Annotated in this window: 19 protein-coding genes, 1 pseudogene and 1 riboswitch; of the genes and pseudogenes, 10 read left to right on the forward strand and 10 right to left on the reverse strand. The window is 72.9% G+C overall.

Annotated features, from left to right (window positions below; genetic code table 11):
- Positions 1 to 280: 280 nt before the first annotated feature.
- The 6 genes from ACZ4YL_RS40900 to ACZ4YL_RS40925 form a co-directional block, all read right to left on the reverse strand.
- Complete coding sequence (locus ACZ4YL_RS40900; protein WP_468123554.1) at positions 281 to 1,153, reverse strand: ECF transporter S component; 873 nt, start codon at positions 1,151 to 1,153, stop codon at positions 281 to 283.
- Entirely contained in the window at positions 1,150 to 2,919 is a 1,770-nt protein-coding gene (locus tag ACZ4YL_RS40905; protein WP_468123555.1) for an ABC transporter ATP-binding protein, read from the reverse strand. The genes ACZ4YL_RS40900 and ACZ4YL_RS40905 overlap by 4 nt, the downstream gene beginning before the upstream one ends.
- Positions 2,916 to 4,076 carry an energy-coupling factor transporter transmembrane component T gene (locus tag ACZ4YL_RS40910; protein ID WP_468123574.1) on the reverse strand — a complete coding sequence of 387 codons (1,161 nt, stop codon included), beginning with the start codon at positions 4,074 to 4,076 and terminating at the stop codon, positions 2,916 to 2,918. The genes ACZ4YL_RS40905 and ACZ4YL_RS40910 overlap by 4 nt, the downstream gene beginning before the upstream one ends.
- A gap of 296 nt (positions 4,077 to 4,372) precedes the next feature.
- Positions 4,373 to 5,041 (reverse strand): SCO2322 family protein, encoded by a 669-nt coding sequence (locus tag ACZ4YL_RS40915; RefSeq protein ID WP_468123556.1) that lies wholly within the window; start codon positions 5,039 to 5,041, stop codon positions 4,373 to 4,375.
- Entirely contained in the window at positions 5,041 to 6,294 is a 1,254-nt protein-coding gene (locus ACZ4YL_RS40920) for a prenyltransferase/squalene oxidase repeat-containing protein (protein WP_468123558.1), read from the reverse strand. Before ACZ4YL_RS40920 ends, ACZ4YL_RS40915 begins: the two co-directional genes overlap by 1 nt.
- Positions 6,295 to 6,434: 140 nt before the next feature.
- Positions 6,435 to 6,504, reverse strand: a riboswitch (cobalamin riboswitch).
- An 81-nt stretch (positions 6,505 to 6,585) separates the two neighbouring features.
- On the reverse strand, positions 6,586 to 7,698 hold the full coding sequence (locus ACZ4YL_RS40925; protein ID WP_468123559.1) for an MBL fold metallo-hydrolase: 1,113 nt from the start codon (positions 7,696 to 7,698) through the stop codon (positions 6,586 to 6,588).
- Between the two features lie 213 nt (positions 7,699 to 7,911).
- Here ACZ4YL_RS40925 and ACZ4YL_RS40930 point away from each other — a divergent pair, with 213 nt between their 5' ends.
- Positions 7,912 to 9,390, forward strand: a complete 1,479-nt coding sequence (locus tag ACZ4YL_RS40930; RefSeq protein ID WP_468123561.1) for an aldehyde dehydrogenase — start codon at positions 7,912 to 7,914, stop codon at positions 9,388 to 9,390.
- Positions 9,390 to 9,623, forward strand: a complete 234-nt coding sequence (locus ACZ4YL_RS40935) for a ferredoxin (RefSeq protein ID WP_468123562.1) — start codon at positions 9,390 to 9,392, stop codon at positions 9,621 to 9,623. The genes ACZ4YL_RS40930 and ACZ4YL_RS40935 overlap by 1 nt, the downstream gene beginning before the upstream one ends.
- A gap of 598 nt (positions 9,624 to 10,221) precedes the next feature.
- Here the strand turns inward: ACZ4YL_RS40935 and ACZ4YL_RS40940 are convergent.
- Positions 10,222 to 10,845: a TetR family transcriptional regulator gene (locus ACZ4YL_RS40940; protein WP_468123564.1), complete on the reverse strand. Its 624-nt coding sequence runs from the start codon at positions 10,843 to 10,845 to the stop codon at positions 10,222 to 10,224.
- A gap of 218 nt (positions 10,846 to 11,063) precedes the next feature.
- On the opposite strand from ACZ4YL_RS40940, the gene ACZ4YL_RS40945 reads away from it, so the two are divergent.
- The 3 genes from ACZ4YL_RS40945 to ACZ4YL_RS40955 all read left to right on the forward strand — a co-directional run bounded on the left by ACZ4YL_RS40945 (position 11,064) and on the right by ACZ4YL_RS40955 (position 14,261).
- Complete coding sequence (locus tag ACZ4YL_RS40945; RefSeq protein ID WP_468123565.1) at positions 11,064 to 12,383, forward strand: glycosyltransferase family 4 protein; 1,320 nt, start codon at positions 11,064 to 11,066, stop codon at positions 12,381 to 12,383.
- Positions 12,384 to 12,447: 64 nt separating this feature from the next.
- Complete coding sequence (locus ACZ4YL_RS40950; RefSeq protein WP_030012203.1) at positions 12,448 to 13,182, forward strand: class I SAM-dependent methyltransferase; 735 nt, start codon at positions 12,448 to 12,450, stop codon at positions 13,180 to 13,182.
- Positions 13,179 to 14,261, forward strand: a complete 1,083-nt coding sequence (locus ACZ4YL_RS40955; protein WP_468123567.1) for a prenyltransferase/squalene oxidase repeat-containing protein — start codon at positions 13,179 to 13,181, stop codon at positions 14,259 to 14,261. The genes ACZ4YL_RS40950 and ACZ4YL_RS40955 overlap by 4 nt, the downstream gene beginning before the upstream one ends.
- Positions 14,262 to 14,280: 19 nt before the next feature.
- Here the strand turns inward: ACZ4YL_RS40955 and ACZ4YL_RS40960 are convergent, their stop codons facing one another.
- Entirely contained in the window at positions 14,281 to 14,583 is a 303-nt protein-coding gene (locus ACZ4YL_RS40960) for a hypothetical protein (protein WP_266391054.1), read from the reverse strand.
- 195 nt (positions 14,584 to 14,778) lie between these two features.
- On the opposite strand from ACZ4YL_RS40960, the gene ACZ4YL_RS40965 reads away from it, so the two are divergent.
- Together ACZ4YL_RS40965 and ACZ4YL_RS40970 are read left to right on the forward strand one after the other, a co-directional pair.
- Positions 14,779 to 15,348, forward strand: coding sequence for a hypothetical protein (locus tag ACZ4YL_RS40965; protein WP_468123576.1), 570 nt, complete (start codon positions 14,779 to 14,781; stop codon positions 15,346 to 15,348).
- A gap of 597 nt (positions 15,349 to 15,945) precedes the next feature.
- Entirely contained in the window at positions 15,946 to 16,332 is a 387-nt protein-coding gene (locus ACZ4YL_RS40970) for a hypothetical protein (protein WP_266484699.1), read from the forward strand.
- A gap of 10 nt (positions 16,333 to 16,342) precedes the next feature.
- Here the strand turns inward: ACZ4YL_RS40970 and ACZ4YL_RS40975 are convergent, their stop codons facing one another.
- Positions 16,343 to 17,353, reverse strand: a complete 1,011-nt coding sequence (locus ACZ4YL_RS40975) for an LLM class F420-dependent oxidoreductase (RefSeq protein ID WP_468123569.1) — start codon at positions 17,351 to 17,353, stop codon at positions 16,343 to 16,345.
- 163 nt (positions 17,354 to 17,516) lie between these two features.
- On the opposite strand from ACZ4YL_RS40975, the pseudogene ACZ4YL_RS40980 reads away from it, so the two are divergent.
- Positions 17,517 to 19,094, forward strand: a pseudogene (locus ACZ4YL_RS40980) (transposase).
- A gap of 72 nt (positions 19,095 to 19,166) precedes the next feature.
- On the opposite strand, the gene ACZ4YL_RS40985 reads toward ACZ4YL_RS40980, so the two are convergent.
- Positions 19,167 to 20,153 (reverse strand): helix-turn-helix domain-containing protein, encoded by a 987-nt coding sequence (locus tag ACZ4YL_RS40985; RefSeq protein ID WP_468123571.1) that lies wholly within the window; start codon positions 20,151 to 20,153, stop codon positions 19,167 to 19,169.
- 519 nt (positions 20,154 to 20,672) lie between these two features.
- On the opposite strand from ACZ4YL_RS40985, the gene ACZ4YL_RS40990 reads away from it, so the two are divergent.
- On the forward strand, positions 20,673 to 20,912 hold the full coding sequence (locus ACZ4YL_RS40990; protein WP_468123572.1) for a hypothetical protein: 240 nt from the start codon (positions 20,673 to 20,675) through the stop codon (positions 20,910 to 20,912).
- A 159-nt stretch (positions 20,913 to 21,071) separates the two neighbouring features.
- Positions 21,072 to 22,273, forward strand: a 1,202-nt coding sequence (locus ACZ4YL_RS40995; protein WP_468123573.1) for a C40 family peptidase, incomplete at its 3' end; no start/stop codon positions are given.

Below are 22,273 nucleotides of genomic sequence, written 5' to 3' on the forward strand. Positions count from 1 at the left end.
GGACAAGGGCGGTCGCAGGCATGCCGAAGACATGCGTGAGCCACTCACGCGGTGGAGAGAGGTTCGTCGGCGGCGGGTGAAGTACCCCTGCCGCCTTGCGACTCATCCAGTTCTACAGACGCCCCGGCACCCTGGCAAAGGTCCCGCTTACTAGTGGCCCTCGCAGCGGGCGGTCCACCGACACCCCGTGGGGGCGGGTTCAGGGGCTCCGAGGCCTACTAGCTGCGTTCGTATGTGACCCACGTCCTATGGGGCGGGTCACCGGGGGAGGCCCCGAATGTCACCCTCCGCTGCCGTTCGTACCCCTCCCGAGGGCGGGTTCGCGCTCCATTTCGGCCCCGGGATCGAAGGAACTGAAGGAGACCGGGGCGTCGAACGCAGCCTTGCGGGTCGCCCGGCGCAGCGCCTTCAGCAGCGTGGCCCCGAGGGTGAGGGTCAGCACGACCGTCAGTACGGCCCGGCCCAGGTCCCAGCCCACCGAGGTCGCCAGGCAGTACGCGGCGAACCGCGCCAGGTTCGCGGCCACCGGCTCCCCCGGATGGAAGGAGATGCCCTGGCCCATGCCCTGCAGCAGCACCCAGCCCTGCAGATTCATGACCGTGCCGTACGCGAACGAGCCCACGAAGCCGTACGCGGCCAGCATCAGCAGCTCCGCCCGGCCCCGGATCCGCTCCGGGCCCGGCAGCAGCCCGGCCCCCAGCGCGAACCAGCCCATCGCCAGCATCTGGAACGGCATCCACGGCCCGACCCCGCCCGTCAGCAGGGCGGAGGCGAACATCGTCACCGAGCCCAGGACGAAGCCGAAGCCGGGACCGAGAACCCGTGCGCTGAGCACCATCAGGAAGAACATGGGCTCCAGCCCGGCCGTACCCGCGCCCAGCGGTCTCAGCGCCGCCCCGACGGCGGCGAGCACACCGAGCATCGCCACCGCCTTCGCGTCCATGCCGTTGTCGGCGATGGTCGCGACGACCACCGCCACCAGGAGCGGGAGGAGCGCGGCGAAGAGCCAGGGGGCGTCCTGTGCGTGGGCGAGGCCCGAGCCCCGGTCGGCGAGCAGCGGCCAGCCGAAGGCCGCGACGCCGATGAGGGTGACGAGGACCAGGGCGACGGCGGCGCGGGGGCCGATCCGGACGGGGCGGGCGGGACGGTTCACGGGGCCTCCGCCGCGTCCAGGGCCTCGGCGACCTGGCGCACGGTGAGCCAGGGGTCCGGGGCGAGGACCTTCGCCACCTGCGGTGCGAAGGCGGGCGAGGAGACAACGACCTCGGCGGTCGGACCGTCCGCGACGATCTCCCCGCCGGCCAGGATCACCACGCGGTGGGCCAGCTCGGCGGCGAGCTCCACGTCGTGGGTGGCCAGGACGATGGCGTGGCCGTCGGCGGCCAGGCCGCGCAGGATCTCGACCAGGCGGACCTTGGCGGCGTAGTCCAGGCCGCGGGTGGGCTCGTCCAGGAGCAGCAGGGCGGGACGGCCGGTGAGGACCAGGGCCAGGGCGAGGGCCAGGCGCTGCCCCTCGGAGAGATCGCGCGGGTGGATGTCGTCGGGGACGTCCGGGAGCAGCGCGGAGACGAGGTCCCGGCAGGTGCCGGCGGGCGCGGCGGCGTCGGAATCGGCGGCGGCGCACTCGGCGGCGACCGTGTCGGCGTACAGGAGGTCGCGGGGTTCCTGCGGGACGAGGCCGACGCGGCGCACCATCTCGGGCGGTGCCGTGCGGTGGGGGGTGCGGCCGCCGACGGTCACCTCGCCGGTGGTGGGGGTGACCGTACCGACGAGGGCGGAGAGGAGGGTGGACTTGCCGGCGCCGTTGCGGCCCATGAGGGCGATGGTTTCGCCGGGCGCCACGGTGAGGGTGATTCCGTGCAGGGCCTGTACGCGGCCGCGGCGGACGGTGACCCGGTGGACCTCGGCCGGGGCCTCCCGGGGGGCCGCGGCGGGGGTCGGCCTGCCGCGGCCTCGGCGCAGGCGCGCGAGGAGCCCGGGGGCTCCGGCGACGGGGGCTCCGCCCCCGGACCCCCGCGCCTCAAACGCCGGCGAGGCTGGAATTGCCGAGGCTGCGCCATCCAGCCCCGCCGGCGTTCGAGGCGCGGGGTCCGGGGCGGCCGCAAGCGACAGGCGGGCCACAAGCGGAGCGGCCTGGCGGCGGGCGTCGCGGATCGAGAGGGGGAGCGGGGACCAGCCCGCGAGGCGGCCCAGGGCGACCACCGGCGGGTGGACCGGGGAGACGGCCATGATCTCGGCCGGGGTTCCGATGACCGGGGTCGCGCCCGGCGACGGCAGGAGCAGGACCTGGTCGGCGTACTGGACGACCCGCTCCAGCCGGTGCTCCGCCATGAGCACGGTCGTGCCCAGGTCGTGGACCAGGCGCTGGAGGACCGCGAGGACCTCCTCCGCCGCCGCCGGGTCGAGCGCGGACGTCGGCTCGTCCAGCACCAGCACCTTCGGGTGCGGGGTCAGGACCGAGCCGATCGCGACCCGCTGCTGCTGGCCGCCGGACAGCGTCGCGATCGGCCGGTCGCGCAGCTCGTTCAGGCCCAGCAGGTCCAGGGTCTCCTCCACCCGGCGGCGCATCACCGCAGGTGGCAGCCCCAGGGACTCCATGCCGTAGGCGAGCTCGTCCTCCACCACGTCCGTCACGAAGTGTGCGAGAGGATCCTGGCCGACGGTGCCGACCACGTCCGCGAGCTCGCGCGGCTTGTGGGTGCGCGTGTCCCGGCCGGCGACCGTGACCCGGCCCCGCAGGGTGCCGCCCGTGAAGTGCGGGACCAGTCCGGAGACCGTACCCAGCAGAGTGGACTTGCCGACGCCCGACGGGCCGACCAGCAGCGTCAGCTCCCCCTCGGGGATCACCAGGTCGACGCCCTGCAGGGAGGGGGCGGACGCACCCTCGTAGGTGACCGACACCTGCTCGAAGCGGATCACTGCGACGCCTCCTTGGGCGGTACGGGTGCCACGAAGGCGGGCAGCAGGCCGATCAGGATCGCGGCCGCCGGCCACAGCGGGAGCACGGGGGCCGCGAGCGGGACCACGCCCGGGTGCAGGGCTGCCGGGTCGACGGAACCGGCGTGGATCAGCAGGGCGGCCACGGCCGCGCCCGATCCGGCGACCAGCCAGGCCCGCGGCCCCCAGCGGTCGGGCCGGTAGCGGGTCCGCACCGACCGGCGCCCGCCCAGGCGCAGGCCCGCGACGGCCAGGGCCGCGCCGACGCCGAGCACGGGGAGCCCGTACGCGGCGCCCTGCGCGGCGAGCAGCCCGTACGTGCCCGCGCACATGCCGAGGAGACCGCCGAGGGTGAGGACGTTGGTGGTGTGCCGGACGGCCGGCGGGACCTTCGCAGTGCGGCCGTAGCCGCGCGCGTCCATCGACGCGGCGATGGCGACGGAACGCTCCAGGGCGCCCTCCAGGACCGGCAGGCCGATCTGGAGGATCGCCTTCACCCCGCCGGTGGGGCGGCCGCGCAGCCGGCGGGCCGTCCGCAACCGGACCACGTCGGCGACCATGTTCGGCGCGAAGGTCATGGCGACGACGACGGCGACCCCCGCCTCGTAGAGGGCGGCCGGCAGGGACTTCAGCAGCCGCGCCGGATTGGCGAGGGCGTTCGCGGCGCCGACGCACACCAGGAGCGCGGCCAGCTTCAAGCCGTCGTAGAAGGCGAAGACGAGCTGCTCGGCGGTGACGCGGCCGCCGAAGCGGATGCCCTGGGTCCAGGCCGGGAGCGGGATCTCCGGGAGGGTGAAGAGGGTGTGCGAGCCGGGGATGGGTGAGCCGAGGAGCATGGAGAAGACCAGGCGCAGGCCGATGACGAAGAGGCCGAGCTTGAGGAAGGCGCCGTAGGAACGGGCCCAGGGCGCGTCGGTGCGGCGGGCCGCGACCACGTACCCGGCGACGCCGACGATCAGGCCGAGCAGCAGCGGGTTGGTGGTGCGGGAGGCGGCGGTGGCGAGGCCGAGGGCCCACAGCCACCAGGCTCCCGCGTGCAGGGCGGTGGCCCGAGCGGCCTGCGGAGGCCTCCACCGTTCGTACGTCGACCGGTGCGCGGGATCCTGCGCCGCGGCCGGGCTCCGCCGGGCCGGGGGCACGCCGTCGGGTGCGGCTCCGGTGGGGGCGCGGTGGGCCTGCGGCCACGCCCGGCGGGTACCGGTGCCCGTGGCCGCAGTGCGGGTCGCCCCGGCGGCCGGCTTGCCGTCGGCGGTGAGGGGCGCGGCCCGGCAGGTGCCGGTGCTTGTGGTGCGGGTCGCCCGGGTGGTTGGCGTGCCCTCATTGCCGGTGCCGGTGCCGGTGCCGGTGCCGGTGGCGGGTGCGGTCCGGGGTGCGCCGGTGTCCGTGGTGGTCGGCTCGGCGTCGTCGCCGGGGTGCGCCGCGGCGCCGGGGCCGGTCATCGGGTGCGGCGGCGGGACTGCCAGATGCCGGCCGCGGCCAGGGCGGCCACCGCGGCGATGCCCGCGAGCAGGCCCGCGGACGGGCCCCCGCCGGAATCCGGGGCGGCGGACTGCGCCGGGGCCGACGGGGCCGGGGTCCCCGCCGTACCGTCCGCGACCTGGTCGCCGCAGCCCTGCTTCGGGTAGCCGGAGATCGCGCACAGCAGCGCCGCGCCGTTGTAGCGCAGCGGCTTGGCGACCGAGGCCAGCGCCTCGGCCGTCGTGGCCTCCGGGGCCACCTGCGCGCAGGCCGTGCGCGGGGCGGTATCGGGCGGGGTGTCACCCGTCGGGGCGTCCTCCGGGACGCCGAAGTCGATGACGAGTGCCACCCGCTTGCTGCCCTCCGTCGGGGCGGTCGCCCCGCAGACGGTCTCGAAGTCGGCCGCCGCGCGCGGCTGTGCCGCCTGCGCCGCCGCGTCCTTGCTCACCGAGAAGCGGAAGCCCTGGACGGCGCCGTCCGCGGGTCGGGCCATCGAGGGGCCCTGGGTGGCGTAGGACCACCGGCCGCCCGCCGAGCCGTCCCAGAACGACCAGTAGCGGTAGCCGGCCGCCAGCGCCGGGGTGGCGGCCAGCAGGGCCAGGGTGATCCCGAGAGCGAGGGCCGCGGCGGGCAGGCGGCGGCGCATCAGGAGTGGTTCTTCTTCCGGCGGCCGCTCAGCAGGATGCCGATGCCGACACCGGCCGCGGCGCACGAACCGACGATCCACCAGACGTTCTGGCCGCCGGAGGGCTTCTCCTTCTCACCGTCCACCTTGGTCGCTTCGGTGTCCGCGCCCTGCGGGGCCGGGCCGGTCGCGTTCAGCGCGGCGACGAGGTCGGTGCCGCCGAAGGACTTCGGGTTGTTGCCGGTGGCGTGCGTGGCGAGGACGAGGGTGCCCAGGGCGGCCGGGCTGCCCTTCGCCCACTCGGCGGAGTTGGTCTCCAGCCACTTCAGGGCGCCCGCCGCCGACTCCTTGTGTCCGGCGGCGGCCAGGGCCAGTACCGCGTCGACGGTGTTGCCGGTGTCGGGGGTGGGCTGGTCCGCGCCCGGGGTGACGGCCATGAGGTGGCCGTCCTTCTTGAGGGCCTCGGCCAGATAGCCGGCCGCGCCCTGGGCGGCGGCCACCGGGTCGGCGGCGTTCGCGGCCGGGCAGGCCAGCGGGGCGGCGGGGGTGTTCTCGGCGGACGGGACGACGGCCGCGCCCTTGCCGAGGCCCGCCAGGGCGGCGGCGGCCGTGGCGTCGGCGTTGGCGAGGAGCTTGCCGTCGGCCGGCTGGTACGCGAAGGCGCCCCGGTCGGCGGCCGGCTCGGCGGTGCAGCCCAGCTGGAAGGGGAGCAGGCCCTCGTAGGCCGACTTGCCCGCCTTCGACCTGACCTCGGCCGGCTTCTCGCCCGCCACGGCCAGGGCGCTGATCACCACGGCGGTGGAGTTGGCGTCGCTGGGGGAGCCGGGCACGTAGCTCCAGCCGCCATCCTCGTTCTGGACGGACTTCAGCCAGTCCACGCTCTTGCGCACGGCCGCGTCGTGGCCGCCGAGCGCCTTCAGCGCCTGCACGGCCGCCGAGGTGGCGTTCGTGTCGTACATCGTGTTCGCGTCGCAGTCCACGGCGACGTTCGCGCGGAAGGAGGCGAAGCCGCCGGTCGCGCACTGCTGGCCGAGCAGCCAGCCCACGGCCTCCCGGGCGGGCTCGACGCCGACCGTGTGCTGGGCGAGCAGCGCGAAGGACTGCCGCCACACGCCGTCGTACGTGGGGTCGCTCTTGCCGTACAGACCGGAGGGGATGACCGGGGGCGCGGAGGGGGAGGCGGGCGGCGCGGTGTCGGCGAGGGCTGCGGGGGCGGCGCCCACGCAGAGCACGGCGGAGGCGGCGAGCGCGGCTGCGCTGCGACGGACGTTCATAAGGGGGGTGGTGCCTCTCGTACGGGGGAACCGGCAGCAGGCACGCACAGGCACCGGGCTCCGGCTCCGTTTACCTCGACGGTGCCGGCCGCCGGGGGCTCCGGCGGCACGAGCCGCGCACCTCCGGTACAGGGCATTCCGGCTCCCCGCCCGGGCGGCGCCGGGTGTGGGTCACGGTTGCGGGTCAGCGCCGGAATTGCACCGGCTTCCCCCCGTACAGAGGTGTGGACGACAGGTTCACTCTACCGGCCCGTAACCGGCGGGCCCTGGGGCGCAGGGGCCGGGCGCCCCTTACAGGGCCCGGTACGTGACCGGGTCCGTGCCCGGCACCGCCTCGGCGCGGCCCTGCTTCACCAGCCGCCGCACATGGGCCTCCGCTTCGGATACGGCGATGTTGCGGGAGCCGTAGGGGATCTGCTCCCAGGGCCGGTTCCACTCCATCCGCTCGGCCAGGCCCCACGGGGTCAGTGGCTCGGCCAGCAGCGTCCACAGGCCCGTCAGCCGTTCCTCGTGGTGGTCGAGGAGCTCCCGTACGCGGGCGGGTGCGTCGGTGAAGGCGTGCTGGTGCGCCGGGAGCACCTCGGCGGGTCCGAGGCGGCCGATGCGTTCGAGGGAGTCGAGGTAGTCGCCGAGGGGGTCGGTGACGCGGGTGTCCTCCGGGGCCTCGTACAGGCCGATGTGGGGGGAGATGCCGGGCAGCAGGTGGTCCCCGGAGAAGAGGCGGCCGTTGCCGGGGAGGTTCGCCGGGTGCGCTTCCTCCAGGTGCAGGCAGACGTGGCCGGGGGTGTGGCCGGGGGTCCAGATCGCGCGCAACCGGCGCCCGGCGAGGGGGAGCAGCTCGGCGGGGACGATCTCCCGGTCGGGGACGGCGGCGCGCAGGCCGGGCAGGGTCCGCATGCGGCCGCTCGCGCGGGCGGAGCGCAGCGGGGCGATGTGCTCCTCGGGGGCTCCGGCGGCGGCGAGTTTGGTGCTCATGTAGTCGAACCAGACGCCGGGTTCGGAGGCACGGGTCCGCACGACGACCTCGGTGTCGGCGGCGTGCATGGCGATCCAGGCGCCGGAGGCCTCGCGGACCTGGCCGGAGAGGCCGTGGTGGTCGGGGTGGTGGTGGGTGATGACCACGCCGTGGATGTCGGTGACGGCGGTGCCGAGTGCGGCGAGGCCGGCGACGAGGGTGTCCCAGGAGGCGGGGTCGTCCCAGCCGGTGTCGACGAGGACCGGGCCGCGGTCGGTGTCGAGGAGGTGGACGAGGGTGTGTCCGAGGGGGTTGTCGGGGATGGGGACCTTGATCGCCCACACGCCGCCGCCGTGATCGGTGACGTGTGGTGTGACGCCGGTGACCGGCGAGGTGTCCTCCGTGGCCTGTGGCGTGTCCTCGGTGACCTGTGGCGTGTCCTCCGTCATGCGCCCGCCCTCCGCCATGCGCCCGCCCTCCCCTGTTCCCGCCCGCGGACGAGAACGTGTTTCAGTAGTAGCCCAAGTCGACCACTTTCCCGGCTCTCTGGCTAGTCGTTCGATCTTCTCCGCTGCGGTGGCGGAGGTTCCGTCCTGGCCGTGGACTCCTCTAACTAGAACTGGTATCAGTTCTGCAACGCCAAGCCGCAGGAGGCCTCAGCCATGACCGAGCTCGTGGAACACGGAAAGCTGTTCATCGGCGGGGAGTGGACGGATCCGCTGGGCACCGACACCATCCAGGTCGTCTCCCCCCACACCGAGCAGGTCATCGGATCCGTCCCGCACGCCTCGAAGGCGGACGTCGACCGTGCCGTCGCCGTCGCGCGCAAGGCGTTCGACGAGGGGCCCTGGCCGCGGATGACCCTGGACGAGCGGATCGCCGTCGTCGCCCGGATCAAGGACGCGATAGCCGTCCGGCACGAGGAGATCGCCCGTTCCATCAGCTCCCAGAACGGGTCCCCGTACTCGTGGAGCGTCCTCGCCCAGGCGCTCGGCCCGATGATGGTCTACGACGCCGCGATCACGGTCGCCCGCGCCTACCCGTACGAGGAGTACCGGCAGGGCGTGCTCGGGCCCATCCTGGTGCGCCGGGAACCGGTGGGCGTGGTCGCCGCCGTCATCCCGTGGAACGTCCCGCAGTTCGTGGCGGCCGCCAAGCTGGCGCCGGCCCTCCTGACCGGCTCGACGGTGATCCTCAAGCCGTCGCCCGAGGCGCCGCTCGACTCCTACATCCTCGCCGACATCGCGCGCGAGGCCGGACTCCCCGAAGGCGTGCTGTCGATCCTGCCCGCCGACCGCGAGGTCAGCGAGTACCTCGTCGGGCACCCCGGCATCGACAAGGTCGCCTTCACCGGCTCGGTCGCGGCCGGCAAGCGCGTGATGGAGGTCGCCGCACGCAACCTCACCCGCGTCACCCTCGAACTCGGCGGCAAGTCGGCCGCCGTGGTCCTCCCGGACGCCGACGTGGCGACCGCGGTCGCCGGGATCGTGCCCGCGGCCTGGATGAACAACGGCCAGGCGTGCGTCGCCCAGACCCGCATCCTCGCCCCCCGCAGCCGGTACGAGGAGGTGGCCGAGGCCCTCGCGGCGGCGGCCGGCGCGCTGGTCGTCGGCGACCCGCTCGACCCGGCGACCCAGCTCGGCCCGCTGGTGGCCCAGCGGCAGCAGCAGCGCTCGCTGGACTACATCCGGATCGGGCAGGAGGAGGGGGCGAAGGTCCTGGCGGGCGGCGGCCGCCCGGCGGGCCTGGAGCAGGGCTGGTACGTGGAGCCCACCCTCTTCGGTGACGTCGACAACTCCATGCGGATCGCGCGCGAGGAGATCTTCGGCCCGGTCGTCTGCCTGATCCCCTACGGGGACGAGGCCGAGGCGGTACGGGTGGCCAACGACTCGGACTTCGGCCTCAGCGGCAGCGTCTGGACCGCCGACGTCGAGCGCGGCATCGACTTCGCCCGCCGGATCCGCACCGGCACCTTCAACGTGAACACCTTCAGCCTGGACATGATGGGACCGTTCGGCGGCTACAAGAACAGCGGCCTGGGACGGGAGTTCGGCCCGGAGGGCCTGGGCGAGTACCTGGAGCACAAGATGATCCACCTCCCGGCCACGTATTCATCCGGCGCCGGCGAGGCGGGTGCCTGATGGGTGACCGCTGGCAGGTCGAGGTGGACCGGGGGGTCTGCATCGGCTCGGGCATGTGCGTGAACCACGCCCCGGACGGCTTCGTCCTGGACTCGGCACGCCAGTCCCACCCGCGCACACCCCAGTCGGACGCGAACGAGCCGACCCTCGCGGCGGCGGAGGGCTGCCCGGTGGAGGCCATCCTGATCACCCTGGCGGCGACGGGAGAGCCGGTCTTCCCGCCGGAGGAGTAGAGGAGCAGGGGAGCAGGGGGAGTCGGGGGAGTGGAGGAGAGTAGGGCGAGGGCGGGGCGGTCGGAGACGCCCCGCCCGGCCGGGTGGCCCGTGAGGGGCGCCATGACCGGCCACAGACGGTCGCCGGACGCGAGAAGTGAGCAACACCCGAGGTCGTGGGCGGCCTATGACCAGCCCCGGACGGTCTGCGGACGCTGAGGGACGAGGAGCGCGTAGCGATTGGACGCGCTTCCCCCGACACGGCAGGCCGCTCCTATGGGCCCCGTCTCCTGCTCGTCCCCCACGCCCGACCGGGCAGCACATCTCCGACCGCCCCGTCCTGATCCTTGAACGCCCGGTCCGTTCCTTTGGGGGTTTCCCGGCAGTCTTCGTATGTCCGGGGCGGGACGGTCGGTCAAGGGTGGCCGCAGGCCATCGCGTAGCGACGCGAGGAACGAGCGCCCTTGAGGGACCGGCCCGACACGGAGAGACGATGAGACTGACGGGAAACCCCCATGCGCCTCTCTGATGCCGCCCGAGTGGCTCCCGCCCGCCGAAGCCGCCCCGCCCCGCCCCATCCGGCCCGGTCAGCCCCCGATCCCGCCCCCCAGCGGCGGCTTCAGGCCTTTTCCGGGGACGTCAGGTCGATCAGGCGGCACACCGTTTCGATGTCGATCTTGACCTGGGCGATCGAGGCGCGGCCGGAAAGCCACGTGATCAGCGCCGAGTGCCAGGTGTGCTCGATGACCCGGACCGCCGAGAGCTGTTCCGCCGTCGGCGGCTGCTCCAGGCCCATCGCGTCCAGGATGATCGCCGTCGTCAGCCGGGACACCGTGTCCACCTCGGGGCTCACGCTGCGGTCCGCGAACGTCAGTGCCCGCACCATCGCGTCGGCCAGCTGCGGCTCCCGCTGGAGGGCGCGGAAGGCCCGCATCAGGGTCTCCGCGACCCGCGCCGCCGGGTCGTCCCCGGCCGGCGGGCGTTTGCGCAGCGTGGTGTGCATGTGCTGGAGCTGGTCCTGCATGGTGGCGACCAGCAGGTGCACCTTGGACGGGAAGTAGCGGTAGAGCGTGCCCAGGGCCACGCCCGCCGCCTCCGCGACCTCGCGCATCTGCACCGCGTCGAATCCGCCCCGGCTGGCCAACTGTGCGCTGGCGTGCAGGATCCGGCGGCGGCGTGCCTCCTGGCGCTCCGTCAGGGGAGGCGACGCCGGTGTGGTGACGGCCTTCACTTCCACTGTCATGTGTCCCGTTCCGTGTCGTTGCGCGGGCTGAATCCGGGCTGGTCCGCGGCCAGCATCGCAGGCGCCGGAGCCGTGGCGCGAATCACCTGCTCCGCCTCTTACGGTGTGGTTTCCGGCCGGTAGATTCAATGGTCTTCGACGGATCAAGTCTGAAACTTGTTCTACATTATCCGAGCGGTTACGCTCCGGCGAAAGTTGCAGTGAGAAGGGGGCCGAGAGTGACCGCTGAGGCCATGGTGACGAGCCCTTTCGCGGGTTCCGTCGCCGACGGCGACCGCCCGCTGCGCATCGCGCTCCTCACCTATAAGGGGAACCCGTTCTGCGGCGGCCAGGGCGTCTACGTCCGCCACCTCTCGCGCGAACTCGTACAACTGGGTCACTCCGTCGAAGTCATCGGCGCGCAGCCCTACCCGGTGCTCGACACGGGCGCCTCGCTCACCGAGCTCCCGAGCCTGGACCTGTACCGCAGCCCGGACCCCTTCCGCACGCCGAAGCGCGACGAGTACCGGGACTGGATCGACGCCGTCGAGGTCGCCACCATGTGGACCGGCGGCTTCCCCGAGCCCCTGACCTTCTCGCTGCGCGCCCGCCGCCATCTGGCCGCGCGCGCCGGTGACTTCGACGTCATCCACGACAACCAGACGCTCGGTTACGGCCTCCTCGCCGACCTCGGTGCCCCGCTGGTCACGACGATCCACCACCCCATCACCGTCGACCGGGGGCTCGACCTCGACGCCGCGCAGGGCCGGCTGAAGCGGGCCTCCGTGCGCCGCTGGTACGCCTTCACCCGCATGCAGGGCCGCGTGGCCCGCCGGCTGCCGTCCGTACTCACCGTCTCCGGGTCCTCCAAGCAGGAGATCGCCCAGCACCTGGGCGTCCGGGACGAGCGCATCCACGTCGTGCACATCGGCGCCGACACCGACCTCTGGTCGCCGGACCCGTCCGTGGCCGAGGTGCCGGGCCGCATCGTCACCACCTCCAGCGCCGACGTGCCGCTCAAGGGTCTCGTGTACCTCGTCGAGGCGCTCGCGAAGCTGCGTACCGAGCAGCCCGACGCGCACCTCGTCGTCGTCGGCAAGCGCGCCGAGCAGGGCCCCGTCGCCCGCGCCATCGAGACGTACGGCCTCCAGGACGCGGTCCGCTTCGTCAAGGGCATCACCGACGCCGAGCTCGTCGACCTGGTCCGCAGCGCCCAGATCGCCTGCGTGCCCTCCCTCTACGAAGGCTTCTCGCTCCCGGCGGCCGAAGCCATGGCCACCGGCACGCCGCTCGTCGCCACCACCGGCGGTGCGATCCCCGAGGTCGCCGGACCCGACGGTGAGACCTGCCTCGCGGTGCCCCCAGGCGACGCGGGCGCGCTGGCCGCCGCGCTGGGCCGGATGCTGGGCGATCCGGAGCTGCGGGCCCGCCTCGGCGCCGCCGGGCGCGAACGGGTCCTGACCCGGTTCACCTGGGCCGCGGCCGCCAAGGGCACCGTCGCGCACTACCGCGCCGCCATCGAGCGGGCCGCCGCCGGCCGGACCCGCCCGGCGCGCTGACCTTCCGCTTCCCCCGCTTCTTCCCCATCCCCGAACACCCCCGCGACCGCGAAGGCAGGACCCCGTGCTGACCGTCGATTTCTCCCGGTTCCCGCTCGCCGCAGGCGACCGCGTACTCGACCTGGGCTGCGGCGCAGGCCGGCACGCCTTCGAGTGCTACCGGAGAGGCGCGCAGGTGGTCGCCGTCGACCGCAACGGCGAGGAGATCCGCGAGGTCGCCAAGTGGTTCGCAGCGATGAAGGAGGCCGGTGAGGCCCCCGCCGGGGCCACCGCCACCGCCATGGAGGGCGACGCGCTCGCACTGCCCTTCCCCGACGACTCCTTCGACGTCGTCATCATCTCCGAGGTGATGGAGCACATCCACGACGACAAGGGCGTGCTCGCCGAGATGGTCCGCGTGCTCAAGCCCGGCGGGCGCATCGCCATCACCGTGCCGCGCTACGGCCCCGAGAAGATCTGCTGGGCGCTCTCCGACGCCTACCACGAGGTCGAGGGCGGCCACATCCGCATCTACAAGGCGGACGAGCTGCTCGGCAAGATGAAGGCCGCGGGCCTCAAGCCGTACGGCACGCACCACGCGCACGGGCTGCACTCCCCGTACTGGTGGCTCAAGTGCGCCTTCGGCGTCGACAACGACAAGGCGCTGCCCGTCAAGGCGTACCACAAGCTCTTGGTCTGGGACATCATGAAGAAGCCGCTGGCCACGCGGCTCGCCGAGCAGGCCCTGAACCCTCTCATCGGCAAGAGCTTCGTGGCGTACGCGACCAAGCCCCACCTCCCCGTCAGCGCGGCCCAGTGAGCACGCCGGGGCGCACCGAACACCTGGTCCTGGACGGCGTACTGACGGCCGAGGAGGCCGCCCGGACGGTGGCGGGGATCCTCGCCGCACAGCGCGCCGACGGGGCCATACCGTGGTTCCGCGGGCACCACCTCGACCCGTGGGACCACACCGAGGCCGCGATGGCGCTGGACGCGGCCGGTGAGCACGAGGCGGCGGAGCGGGCGTACGCGTGGCTGGCCCGGCACCAGAACCAGGACGGTTCCTGGTACGCGGCCTACGCCGACCGGCCCGACGGTGTGGACACCGCGGAGCCGCAGGACGCGAGCCGCGAGAGCAACTTCACCGCGTACATAGCCGTCGGCGTGTGGCACCACTACCTCTCCACCGGCGACGACACCTTCCTCGACCGCATGTGGCCGGCCGTCTACGCGGCCGTGGAGTGCGTCCTGACGCTCCAGCAGCCGGGCGGCGAGATCGGCTGGAAGCGGGAGGCGGACGGCACGGCCGTCACCGACGCCCTCCTCACCGGCTCCTCCTCCATCCACCAGGCGCTGCGCTGCGCGCTGGCCATCGCCGAGCACCGCGAGGAGCCGCAGCCCGACTGGGAGCTCGCGGCGGGCGCGCTGCGGCACGCCATCCGGCGGCACCCGGAGCGGTTCCTCGACAAGAACCACTACTCGATGGACTGGTACTACCCGGTCCTCGGCGGGGCCCTGACCGGTTCGGAGGCCAAGGCGCGCATGGAGGAGCGCTGGGACGAGTTCGTGGTCCCGGACCTGGGCGTGCGCTGCGTGCTGCCCAACCCGTGGGTGACGGGCGGCGAGTCCTGCGAGCTGGCGCTCGCGCTGTGGGCGACGGGGGAGTCGGACCGGGCGCTGGAGATCCTGCGGTCGATCACCCACCTGCGCGCGGACAACGGCATGTACTGGACGGGGTACGTGTTCCAGGACGAGGCTGTCTGGCCGGTGGAGCAGACCACCTGGACGGCCGGGTCCCTGCTGCTCGCCGTCGCCGCGCTCGGCGGCGACGAGGCCACCACCGAGGTGTTCGGCGGGACCTCGCTCCCGGCCGGGCTGGAGCCCGACTGCTGCGGGTGAGGCCGACGGGACGGCCGGCTCAGCGGCGGTAGAGCCAGCCGGCGACGGCGTGGCCGACGAGGAGGTAGGCCACGGCGGCGATGCCGTAGCCGATGACGACCTGGACCCATTCGCGGCTGAAGGTGAACAGGTCGTAGGACCAGGCCGCCAGCCAGGACGCGACGTCGTGGACGAGGTCGACCAGGGCGTTGCCCTGGTTGGCCTCCAGCAGGTAGAGCAGGATCCAGAGTCCGATGACGAAGGCGAGCACGTCCGCCACCAGTGCGACGGCGCGGCCTGCCTGACTGCTTCCCCGGGTGCGTACTCGTGTGTGAGTGCTCATGCGGCGCGTGTTGCCGCCCTGACGCGTCGTAAACCCGAACGGGTCCCCCGGGTGGTGGAGGCGGGGGACCGGGGTGAGGCTGCGGGAGACGCCTCATTCCCGGAGGAAACCGTGCCCGTGCCCGTGCCCCCGCCCGTCTCCACGACCGTCCGATTCCGCCGCGCCCTCACGGCGGTGGTCCTGTCCACCGCGCTGATGGTCGGCGCCACCGCGTGCGGCAGTGGCGGGAACGGCCCGCGCGAGGAGCTCTCCGCCGCGTCGATGGGGGAGCTGGCCGCCCTCGCGGCGGCGGAGCCCGTCGCCGCCGAGGCCGACGAACTGGCCGCCGCGACGCCATCGCCCAGCACGTCCGCGGAGAAGCAGAAGTTCGCGAAGACGCGCTTCGTCGCCAACGCGGGGCTCGCGGCCGGTGCGACCTACCAGTGGATCGTCAAGCCGTACCGCGCGGGCAAGTTCAAGAAGGGCGCCAAGGGACGCACCTTCGCGCTGATCAAGGCGGGCCTTGCGGGCGCGTTCGCGTACAACCGGCTCAAGGCGGCGGCCGAGAACGCCAAGGGCGACCCGCTGCTGGCGAAGGCGGTGGCCCCGCTGACGGCGGGCATCGCGTCCCTCAAGGGGCTCGGCAGCAAGCTGCGCAAGGGGCAGGCGGGTGACGGTGACATCGACGCCTTCGACAGTGTCATCAGCAGTGTGAAGGAAGCGGGCCAGAGCGCGGGTGCGACGGTGACGGACAAGGTTCCGAGCGTGTCCCAGCTGGGTGGCTGACCCCGCCGCCGTTGCCCTGGCCGGGCGGTGCGGGTCCCGTCCCGGGTGCGGCCCGGTGGGCGCGCCTCAAGCGCCGGCGGGGCTGGGGTTGGCCGTCCTGGGCGGGGTCGGAGTGTGGGGGTGGGGGTGTGGGGCCGCCGGGGGGTGTCTCCTCGGCTCGCGCGGCGCGGGCATGTCCCGGCCGTACGGGGTGGTTGCGCGCTCGTCCTGCGGGGACACCCCCCACCGTCCCCACACCCCCACCCCGGGCGGATCCGCCCGCCTCCTCCCACGGGCCGTGGGGCGGTGACACTGCGGGGGCTCCCCGCAGGACGAGCGCGCAACCCGGGTCGCACCGCATGACCATGGCCGCGCCGCGCGAGCCGAGGAGAGCCCCCGCAGGGGCACCGCCCCACCCGAAGCCCAACCCCAGCCCCGCCGGCGCTTGAGGCGCGCCCACCGGGCCGCACCCGGACAACGAACCCGCACCGCCCGGCCAGGGCAACGGCGGCCACCGGGCCACACCCGGGACGGGACCCGCACCGCCCGGGACGGGATCCGCACCCGCCCGGCCAGGGCAACGGCGCGGCCACCGGGCCGTACCCGGACAATGGGTGGGTGATCGAGATCGTGGTGGCCGTCCTCGCCGCCGTGGGGGCCGGGTGGCTGCTGCGGCGCAAGCATCGTGCGCGGACGGCCGCCGGGCCCGTGCCCGGGATCCCCTGCATGGTCCGGATTCCGGCCGGGGAGGGCCGGTGGCGGGCCGGGCGGGTGTACGCCGAGGAAGGCGTGGCCCGGTGGGTTCCGCAGCGGGGGGAGCCCGTGGCGCTGCCCGGCGGGCGGGCCACCGGGATCCGGGTGCCCTCCGTGAAGGAGGGGATCGTCATCAACCCCGGCTCGCGGATCGTCACCTGCGCCTACGACGGCGGCGGGAGCATCGAGATCGCCGTCATGCCGTTGGACGTGCGGGAACTGCTGGAGTGCGTGCCGCAGGCCGAATCCTGAGGTCCCCGTCTCAGCTGTTGAGTTCCGCGAGGACGCGCAGGGTGTGGGGGTCCGGGGCCGTCAGGAGGAGGTCGGTCACGGGGCCCTTGCGCCAGAGGTCGAGGCGTTCGACGATCCGTTCCCTGGGGCCGATGAGGGAGATCTCGTCGGCGAAAGCGTCCGGTACGGCCAGGACCGCTTCCTCCTTGCGGCCCGCGAGGAACAGCTCCTGGATGCGGCGGGCCTCCTCCTCGTAGCCCATGCGGGCCATCAGGTCGGCGTGGAAGTTACGGGCCGCGTGGCCCATGCCGCCGATGTAGAAGCCGAGCATCGCCTTGACCGGGAGTAGTCCCTCGGCGACGTCGTCGCAGACCTTGGCGCGGGCCATCGGCGCGATCATGAAGCCCTCGGGGAGGTCGGTGAGGGAGGCCTGGTAGACGTCGGTGCGGGTGGGGGACCAGTACAGGGGGAGCCAGCCGTCCGCGATCCGGGTGGTCTGGGCGATGTTCTTCGGGCCTTCCGCGCCGAGGAGGATCGGCAGGTCCGCCCGCAGCGGGTGGGTGATCGGCTTCAGCGGTTTGCCGATGCCGGTGCCGTCCTCGCCGCGGTACGGGTGGGTGTGGAAGCGGCCGTCCAGGGCGACCGGGCCTTCGCGGCGCAGCACCTGCCGGACGACGTCCACGTACTCGCGGGTGGCGGTGAGCGGTGAGGCGGGGAACGGGCGCCCGTACCAGCCCTCGACGACCTGTGGCCCGGACAGGCCGAGGCCGAGCGTCATCCGGCCGCCGGAGAGGTGGTCCAGGGTCAGGGCGTGCATGGCGGTGGCGGTCGGGGTGCGGGCGGCCATCTGCGCGATGGCCGTGCCGAGGTGGATCCGGGAGGTGTGCGCGGCGATCCAGGTCAGGGGGGTGAAGGCGTCCGAGCCCCAGGCTTCGGCGGTCCAGACCGAGTGGTAGCCGAGGTTCTCGGCCTCGGTGGCGAGGTTGAGGTGGTCGGGGTGGGGGCCGCGGCCCCAGTAGCCGAGTGCGAGTCCGAGGCGCATCTGCGGTCCCTTCAGAATCTGACGAGGCGTCAGGTGACTGTAGGGCAACGGCCCCCCGCCCGGAAGGGGATGCCGTTGGCTAATGCGGGGCCGGGCGTGACGTCGGCCTTCAAGACCCGGTTGTGGTCTTGGAGGCCGATGTTGTCGTTTGGGGAGGGTGTCGATGTCGTTGCAGCCGGAGGAGCCGGGGGATGTTCCGGCGGAGACGGTGCGGGTGGCTCGGGCGGCGTTCCCGAAGGGGAGTCTGGCGATCCGGCTCCGGGACGAGCTGGGGGTGCTGTTCACCGATGAGCAGTTCACCGGCCTGTTCCCGGCCCGGGGAAAGCCCGCGTGGTCGCCGGGCCGGCTGGCGCGTCGGTGCTCCAGTTCGCCGAGGGCCTGCCCGACCGGCAGGCGGCCTTGGCGGTGCGGGCCCGGATTGATTGGAAGTACGCCCTGGGCCTGGAACTGACCGATCCGGGGTTCGACTACTCTGTGCTGTGCGAGTTCCGTGCCCGGCTGGTAGAGGCCGAGGCCGGGCAGATGGTCTTCGACCGGGTCCTGGACGCCGCCCGGCAGGCAGGTGTGCTGAAGCCGCCGGGGCGAGCGCGGACGGACTCCACGCATGTGCTGGCCGCGATCCGGTCGCTGAACCGGCTGGAGTTCGTCATCGAGACACTGCGGGCGGCGCTCAACGCGGTCGCGGCAGCCGCCCCTGAGTGGCTGACCGGCCATGCCGATCCGGCATGGTTCGACCGGTATGCCACCCGGCCGGAGGACTACTGGCTGCCCTCGGGTCGCGGCAGGCGCACTGAGCTGGCAGAGCAGACCGGCTGGGACGGAATGCGCCTGCTCACCGACGTGCACGCCGCTCACGCGCCCTGCTGGCTGCGCGAGCTGCCCGCCGTCCAGACCCTGCGTCGCGCGTGGGTGCAGCAGTATGCGGTCGACGCGGAGGGCGAGGTGAGGTGGCGGGACCCAAAAGAGTGCCCGCCGGGCGCTTCGCCTGGTCAGCCCCTATGACACCGAGGCCCGCGCGAGCGTGAAGCGCGACATCAAATGGGACGGGTTCAAAGCCACCGACACCGTCCACGACAGTCTCGCCGGCAAAGACCTGCTGCCCGGCGAACACCTGCTCGACGCGGGCTACCTCGACGGTCCCCGCATCGTCACCGCCCAGACCCGGCACGGCGTCACCCTGACCGGCCCCATCGCAGGCAACACCACCGCCCAGGCCACCGGACCCTACGGGCAGGACGCGTTCACCGTGGACTGGGACAACAAGACCGTGACCTGCCCGAACGGCATGACCACCGGCCAGTGGCGTGACGCGCTCTCGCACCGCGGCACCCCGGTCATCCGGATCCAGTTCTCCCCCAAGGACTGCCGCGCCTGCCCCTCCCGGCCCCAGTGCATCAACTCAACCACCCGGCCCCACCGAGAGATCACGCTCCGGCCCCGCGCCGAACACGAAGCAATCCGGCAGGCCCGCGCCGCAGAGGGAACCCCCGAGTGGCGGGAACGCTACGCGGCCCGCAACGGCATCGAGGGCACCATCTCCCACGCCGTCCGAGTCACCGGCCTGCGCCAATGCCGCTACCACGGGCTCGCCAAGACCCGGCTCCAGCACCAACTCACCGCAACCGCGATCAACCTCGCACGCATGGACGCCTGGAGCACCAACAGGCCCCGAGCCCGCACCCGCACCTCCCACCTGACAGCACTTCGCCCCGCCGAGCACAAGCTCAACGGGGCGAATTAGCCAACGGCATCCCGTTGTGGTGCGGAGCCGGGGCCCGGCCAATGCCGGACCCCGGGACTCGTCCCTTGCTGCTCAGAGCCAACCGCGCTGGGCCGCCTTGAGCCCGGCCTCGAACCGGCTGGTGGCGTCGAGGCGCTCCATGAGCGCCGACATCTGCCGTCGTACGGTGCGCAGGGAGACCCCCAGGCGTTTGCCGACGGCCTCGTCGGTCATCCCCGCCGCCAGGAGCTTCAGCAGCCGTCGTTCCCCGGCGGTGATGCCGTCCTCCGACCTCTGCCGACGGTCCGCTCCGAGCGGTACCGCGGTCTCCCAGGTCTGCTCGAACAGGGCGACGAGCGAGGCGACGATCCCCGGGGACGTCGTGCACAGGGCACCGAGTCGGGATTGCGCCGGGTCGATCGGGACCAGTGCGGTCTCACCGTCGAAGATCAGCATGCGGGGCGGCAGGACGGGGCTGGTGCGTACCTGGCAGCCCAGTCCCTGCGTCCACTGGGCGTAGGCGAGCGTCGCCGCGTCGTTCCTGGCGCTGTCCTGGTACACCACCCGCATGCCGACCCGCCGGGCCAGTGCCTGCTCGTCCAGCGGCCTGGAGGCGTCCAGGCTGGCCTGGGACTGGGCTCCACCGGGCATGATCGCGAGGCATTCACGGGTGAGCCCCCGGGCGAGCGTCTCCAGCCGGGTCTGTATGGAGTCGAGGCCGACGAGCCGCTCCGCACCGTCTGTCCGGGTGTTCGGCCGCAGGCCCGCGAACTCCGCGACGGCACGAGCCGCCGCCGCCTTGCTCAGTGCGAGTTCCCGCTGCTTGTCTGCGAGCTCCTGCTCTTGGCGCAGGAGAAGCTGTTCGAGACCGGCTTCGGGGCTGACGGCCCGGAGCGCCCCCGGTGTGTCCCTCGAGTCCGTGAGCAGACCCAGATCGACGAGCTCGTCGAGTCCGGCCCGTACCTGGGACTCCCCCATGCCGAGCCTCTCCCCTAACTCGGCCACTCCACCAGCCTGTTCGGCGACCAGTGCTCTATAAACGGCTTCGGCCCGATCCGTCAGCCCTAACGCCTGCAGCAACGTTCTCAGCCCCCCAGCTGTGATGTTCCGCCGAGGGTTGGCCGACCCTCAGGGAAGTTGATCTCCATCGCCTTGCGGACGGGCCCATGGGTGGCACCAAGCTGCCAGTCCCATTGGTGACATGTTCATCCCCTTCCGCAGGCTTTCGCAGGTTAGCAAGATATTGATCACCGGGACGGCGGGGCAGGAGCCCCACCCCAGACCAGGGTCAACAGGCCGGTCCGGCAACAGCTGAGCACTCGTCCGCCATCGTTCGTGCAAGTCCCAGGGGGTTCACCTTGTCCCGTAGCGCCCGGTACGGCGCCGTCGCCGCCTTAACCGCCCTCCTGTCCGGTGGTGCCGCCTTCGGCCCCGCCACCCTCGACAGCGGCTCCGTTGCGATCGGCCGGGACTCGGTCCAGGCCGCTGACCGTCCGGTCATCGCCGTAGACTCCGTCCGGGCCGCTGACTCCGCAACCGAGATGCGTGTCATGGGCTGGGACTGATCCCATGCAGGTGGTCCACGCCTGCATGGCCTCCATGAACGCTCTCTGCACCGCGACGGCCGTCCCGCTCGTCCACGACCTCGTCTGGGCGCATGCCAGACCCGCCGACGGGCTGGAGCACCTGCGGGCCAGGCCCGCCACCGACGGTGGTCTCGACGTCGTGCTCTTCGTCCGCGCTCGGTGTCACGGGACAGCACGGCAGCAAATGCACACCCTGCTGGACCGCGTGGCCGCTCCGACCGCCGTGCACGGATTCGTCCTCCGCCTCACCTGATCCACCGACTTCATCGTTTGCGCCTCGCTCAGAGGCTTCCACCGACCAGCTTCCGGCCCGCGTGATCTTTCCGCCACGCCCGTCGCCCGTCCGCCCCACTTCACCGCTACGGCACCGCGCCGCTACTTCGGCCTGCCCGCACACCACTGGAGAACACGCATGTCCCGCGCTCTGCGCCGCACGTCCATCACCACACTGCTCGCGGCCGGTCTGGCCTCGGTCGTGCTGACCACGACCGTTCCGGCGACCGCCGCCGAGACGCCCGCGCCGGGTTCCACGGCCGTCCAGGCCGACCAGGGCACCATCACCCCGTTCAGCCCGACCGTCCCCAACCCGACGACGGCCACCCGGGCCCAGCTGAACGCGGCGGCCTCCGCGGGCCAGAAGAAGGCCTCGCCCTTCCTGGCCCCGCCCCAGGGCGCGGCGGCGTCCGACGTGGCCGGCCAGATCAGCCGCTCCGAGGTCATAGCCCGGGCCAAGACGTGGGTGGACGCGGGAGTGCCGTACAGCATGACCAGCTACCGCACCGACGCGAACGGCCGCTACCGCACGGACTGCTCGGGTTTCGTCTCCATGGCCTGGCACCTTTCCTCGTCCTCCGCCAACAACTGGGGCGAGACGACGGGCACCCTGCTGGAATTCACGTCCTCCATCTCCAAGGAGTCCCTCAAGCCCGGTGACATCCTGCTCAACCCCGACCCGGGCGCCCTCGGCCACGTGGTCATCTTCAACGGTTGGACCAACGCGGAGCACACCCGCTACGACGCCTACGAGCAGGCCGGCAGGGTCGGAGCAGTGCACCGGGAGATCCCTTACCCGTACTGGTCCGGGCACGGAACCTTCAGCCCCCGCCGCTACGACAAGATCATCGACGGTGCCCCCGCCGACACGGACCGCCCGGCTCGGACGGTGGCCGGTGATTTCGACGGTGACGGCAAGCAGGACATCGCCGGGATCGACGCCGACAACAACCTCAAGCTCTACACCGGCGACAACGCCGGCCACGTCACCGGCGGCAGCAACATGCTCGGCGACAACGGCCTGTGGGCCAACTTCAAGTCCATCGCCGCAGGCGACTTCAACGCCGACGGCAAGCAGGACATCGCCGGGATCGACGCCGACAACAACCTCAAGCTCTACACCGGCGACGGCGCGGGCCACCTCGCCGGCGGCACCGACATGCTCGGCAGCACCGGCTGGTGGGCGGGCTTCAAGGGCATCACCGCAGGCGACTTCAACAACGACGGCAAGCAGGACATCGCCGGCATCGACGCCAGCAACAACCTCAAGCTCTACACCGGCGACGGCGCGGGCCACCTCGCCGGCGGCACCGACATGCTCGGCAGCACCGGCTGGTGGGC

This window comes from Streptomyces sp. NPDC030021, assembly GCF_055574035.1.

What these genes read in the sequence shown, in the direction of transcription:
- ACZ4YL_RS40915 (WP_468123556.1), bottom strand. Translation starts at nt 5,041, where the DNA reads ATGCGCCGCCGCCTGCCCGCCGCGGCCCTCGCTCTCGGGATCACCCTG.
- ACZ4YL_RS40920 (WP_468123558.1), bottom strand. Translation starts at nt 6,294, where the DNA reads ATGAACGTCCGTCGCAGCGCAGCCGCGCTCGCCGCCTCCGCCGTGCTC.
- ACZ4YL_RS40925 (WP_468123559.1), bottom strand. Translation starts at nt 7,698, where the DNA reads ATGACGGAGGACACGCCACAGGTCACCGAGGACACGCCACAGGCCACG.
- ACZ4YL_RS40930 (WP_468123561.1), top strand. Translation starts at nt 7,912, where the DNA reads ATGACCGAGCTCGTGGAACACGGAAAGCTGTTCATCGGCGGGGAGTGG.
- ACZ4YL_RS40935 (WP_468123562.1), top strand. Translation starts at nt 9,390, where the DNA reads ATGGGTGACCGCTGGCAGGTCGAGGTGGACCGGGGGGTCTGCATCGGC.
- ACZ4YL_RS40940 (WP_468123564.1), bottom strand. Translation starts at nt 10,845, where the DNA reads ATGACAGTGGAAGTGAAGGCCGTCACCACACCGGCGTCGCCTCCCCTG.
- ACZ4YL_RS40960 (WP_266391054.1), bottom strand. Translation starts at nt 14,583, where the DNA reads ATGAGCACTCACACACGAGTACGCACCCGGGGAAGCAGTCAGGCAGGC.
- ACZ4YL_RS40965 (WP_468123576.1), top strand. Translation starts at nt 14,779, where the DNA reads ATGGTCGGCGCCACCGCGTGCGGCAGTGGCGGGAACGGCCCGCGCGAG.
- ACZ4YL_RS40975 (WP_468123569.1), bottom strand. Translation starts at nt 17,353, where the DNA reads ATGCGCCTCGGACTCGCACTCGGCTACTGGGGCCGCGGCCCCCACCCC.
- ACZ4YL_RS40990 (WP_468123572.1), top strand. Translation starts at nt 20,673, where the DNA reads ATGAACGCTCTCTGCACCGCGACGGCCGTCCCGCTCGTCCACGACCTC.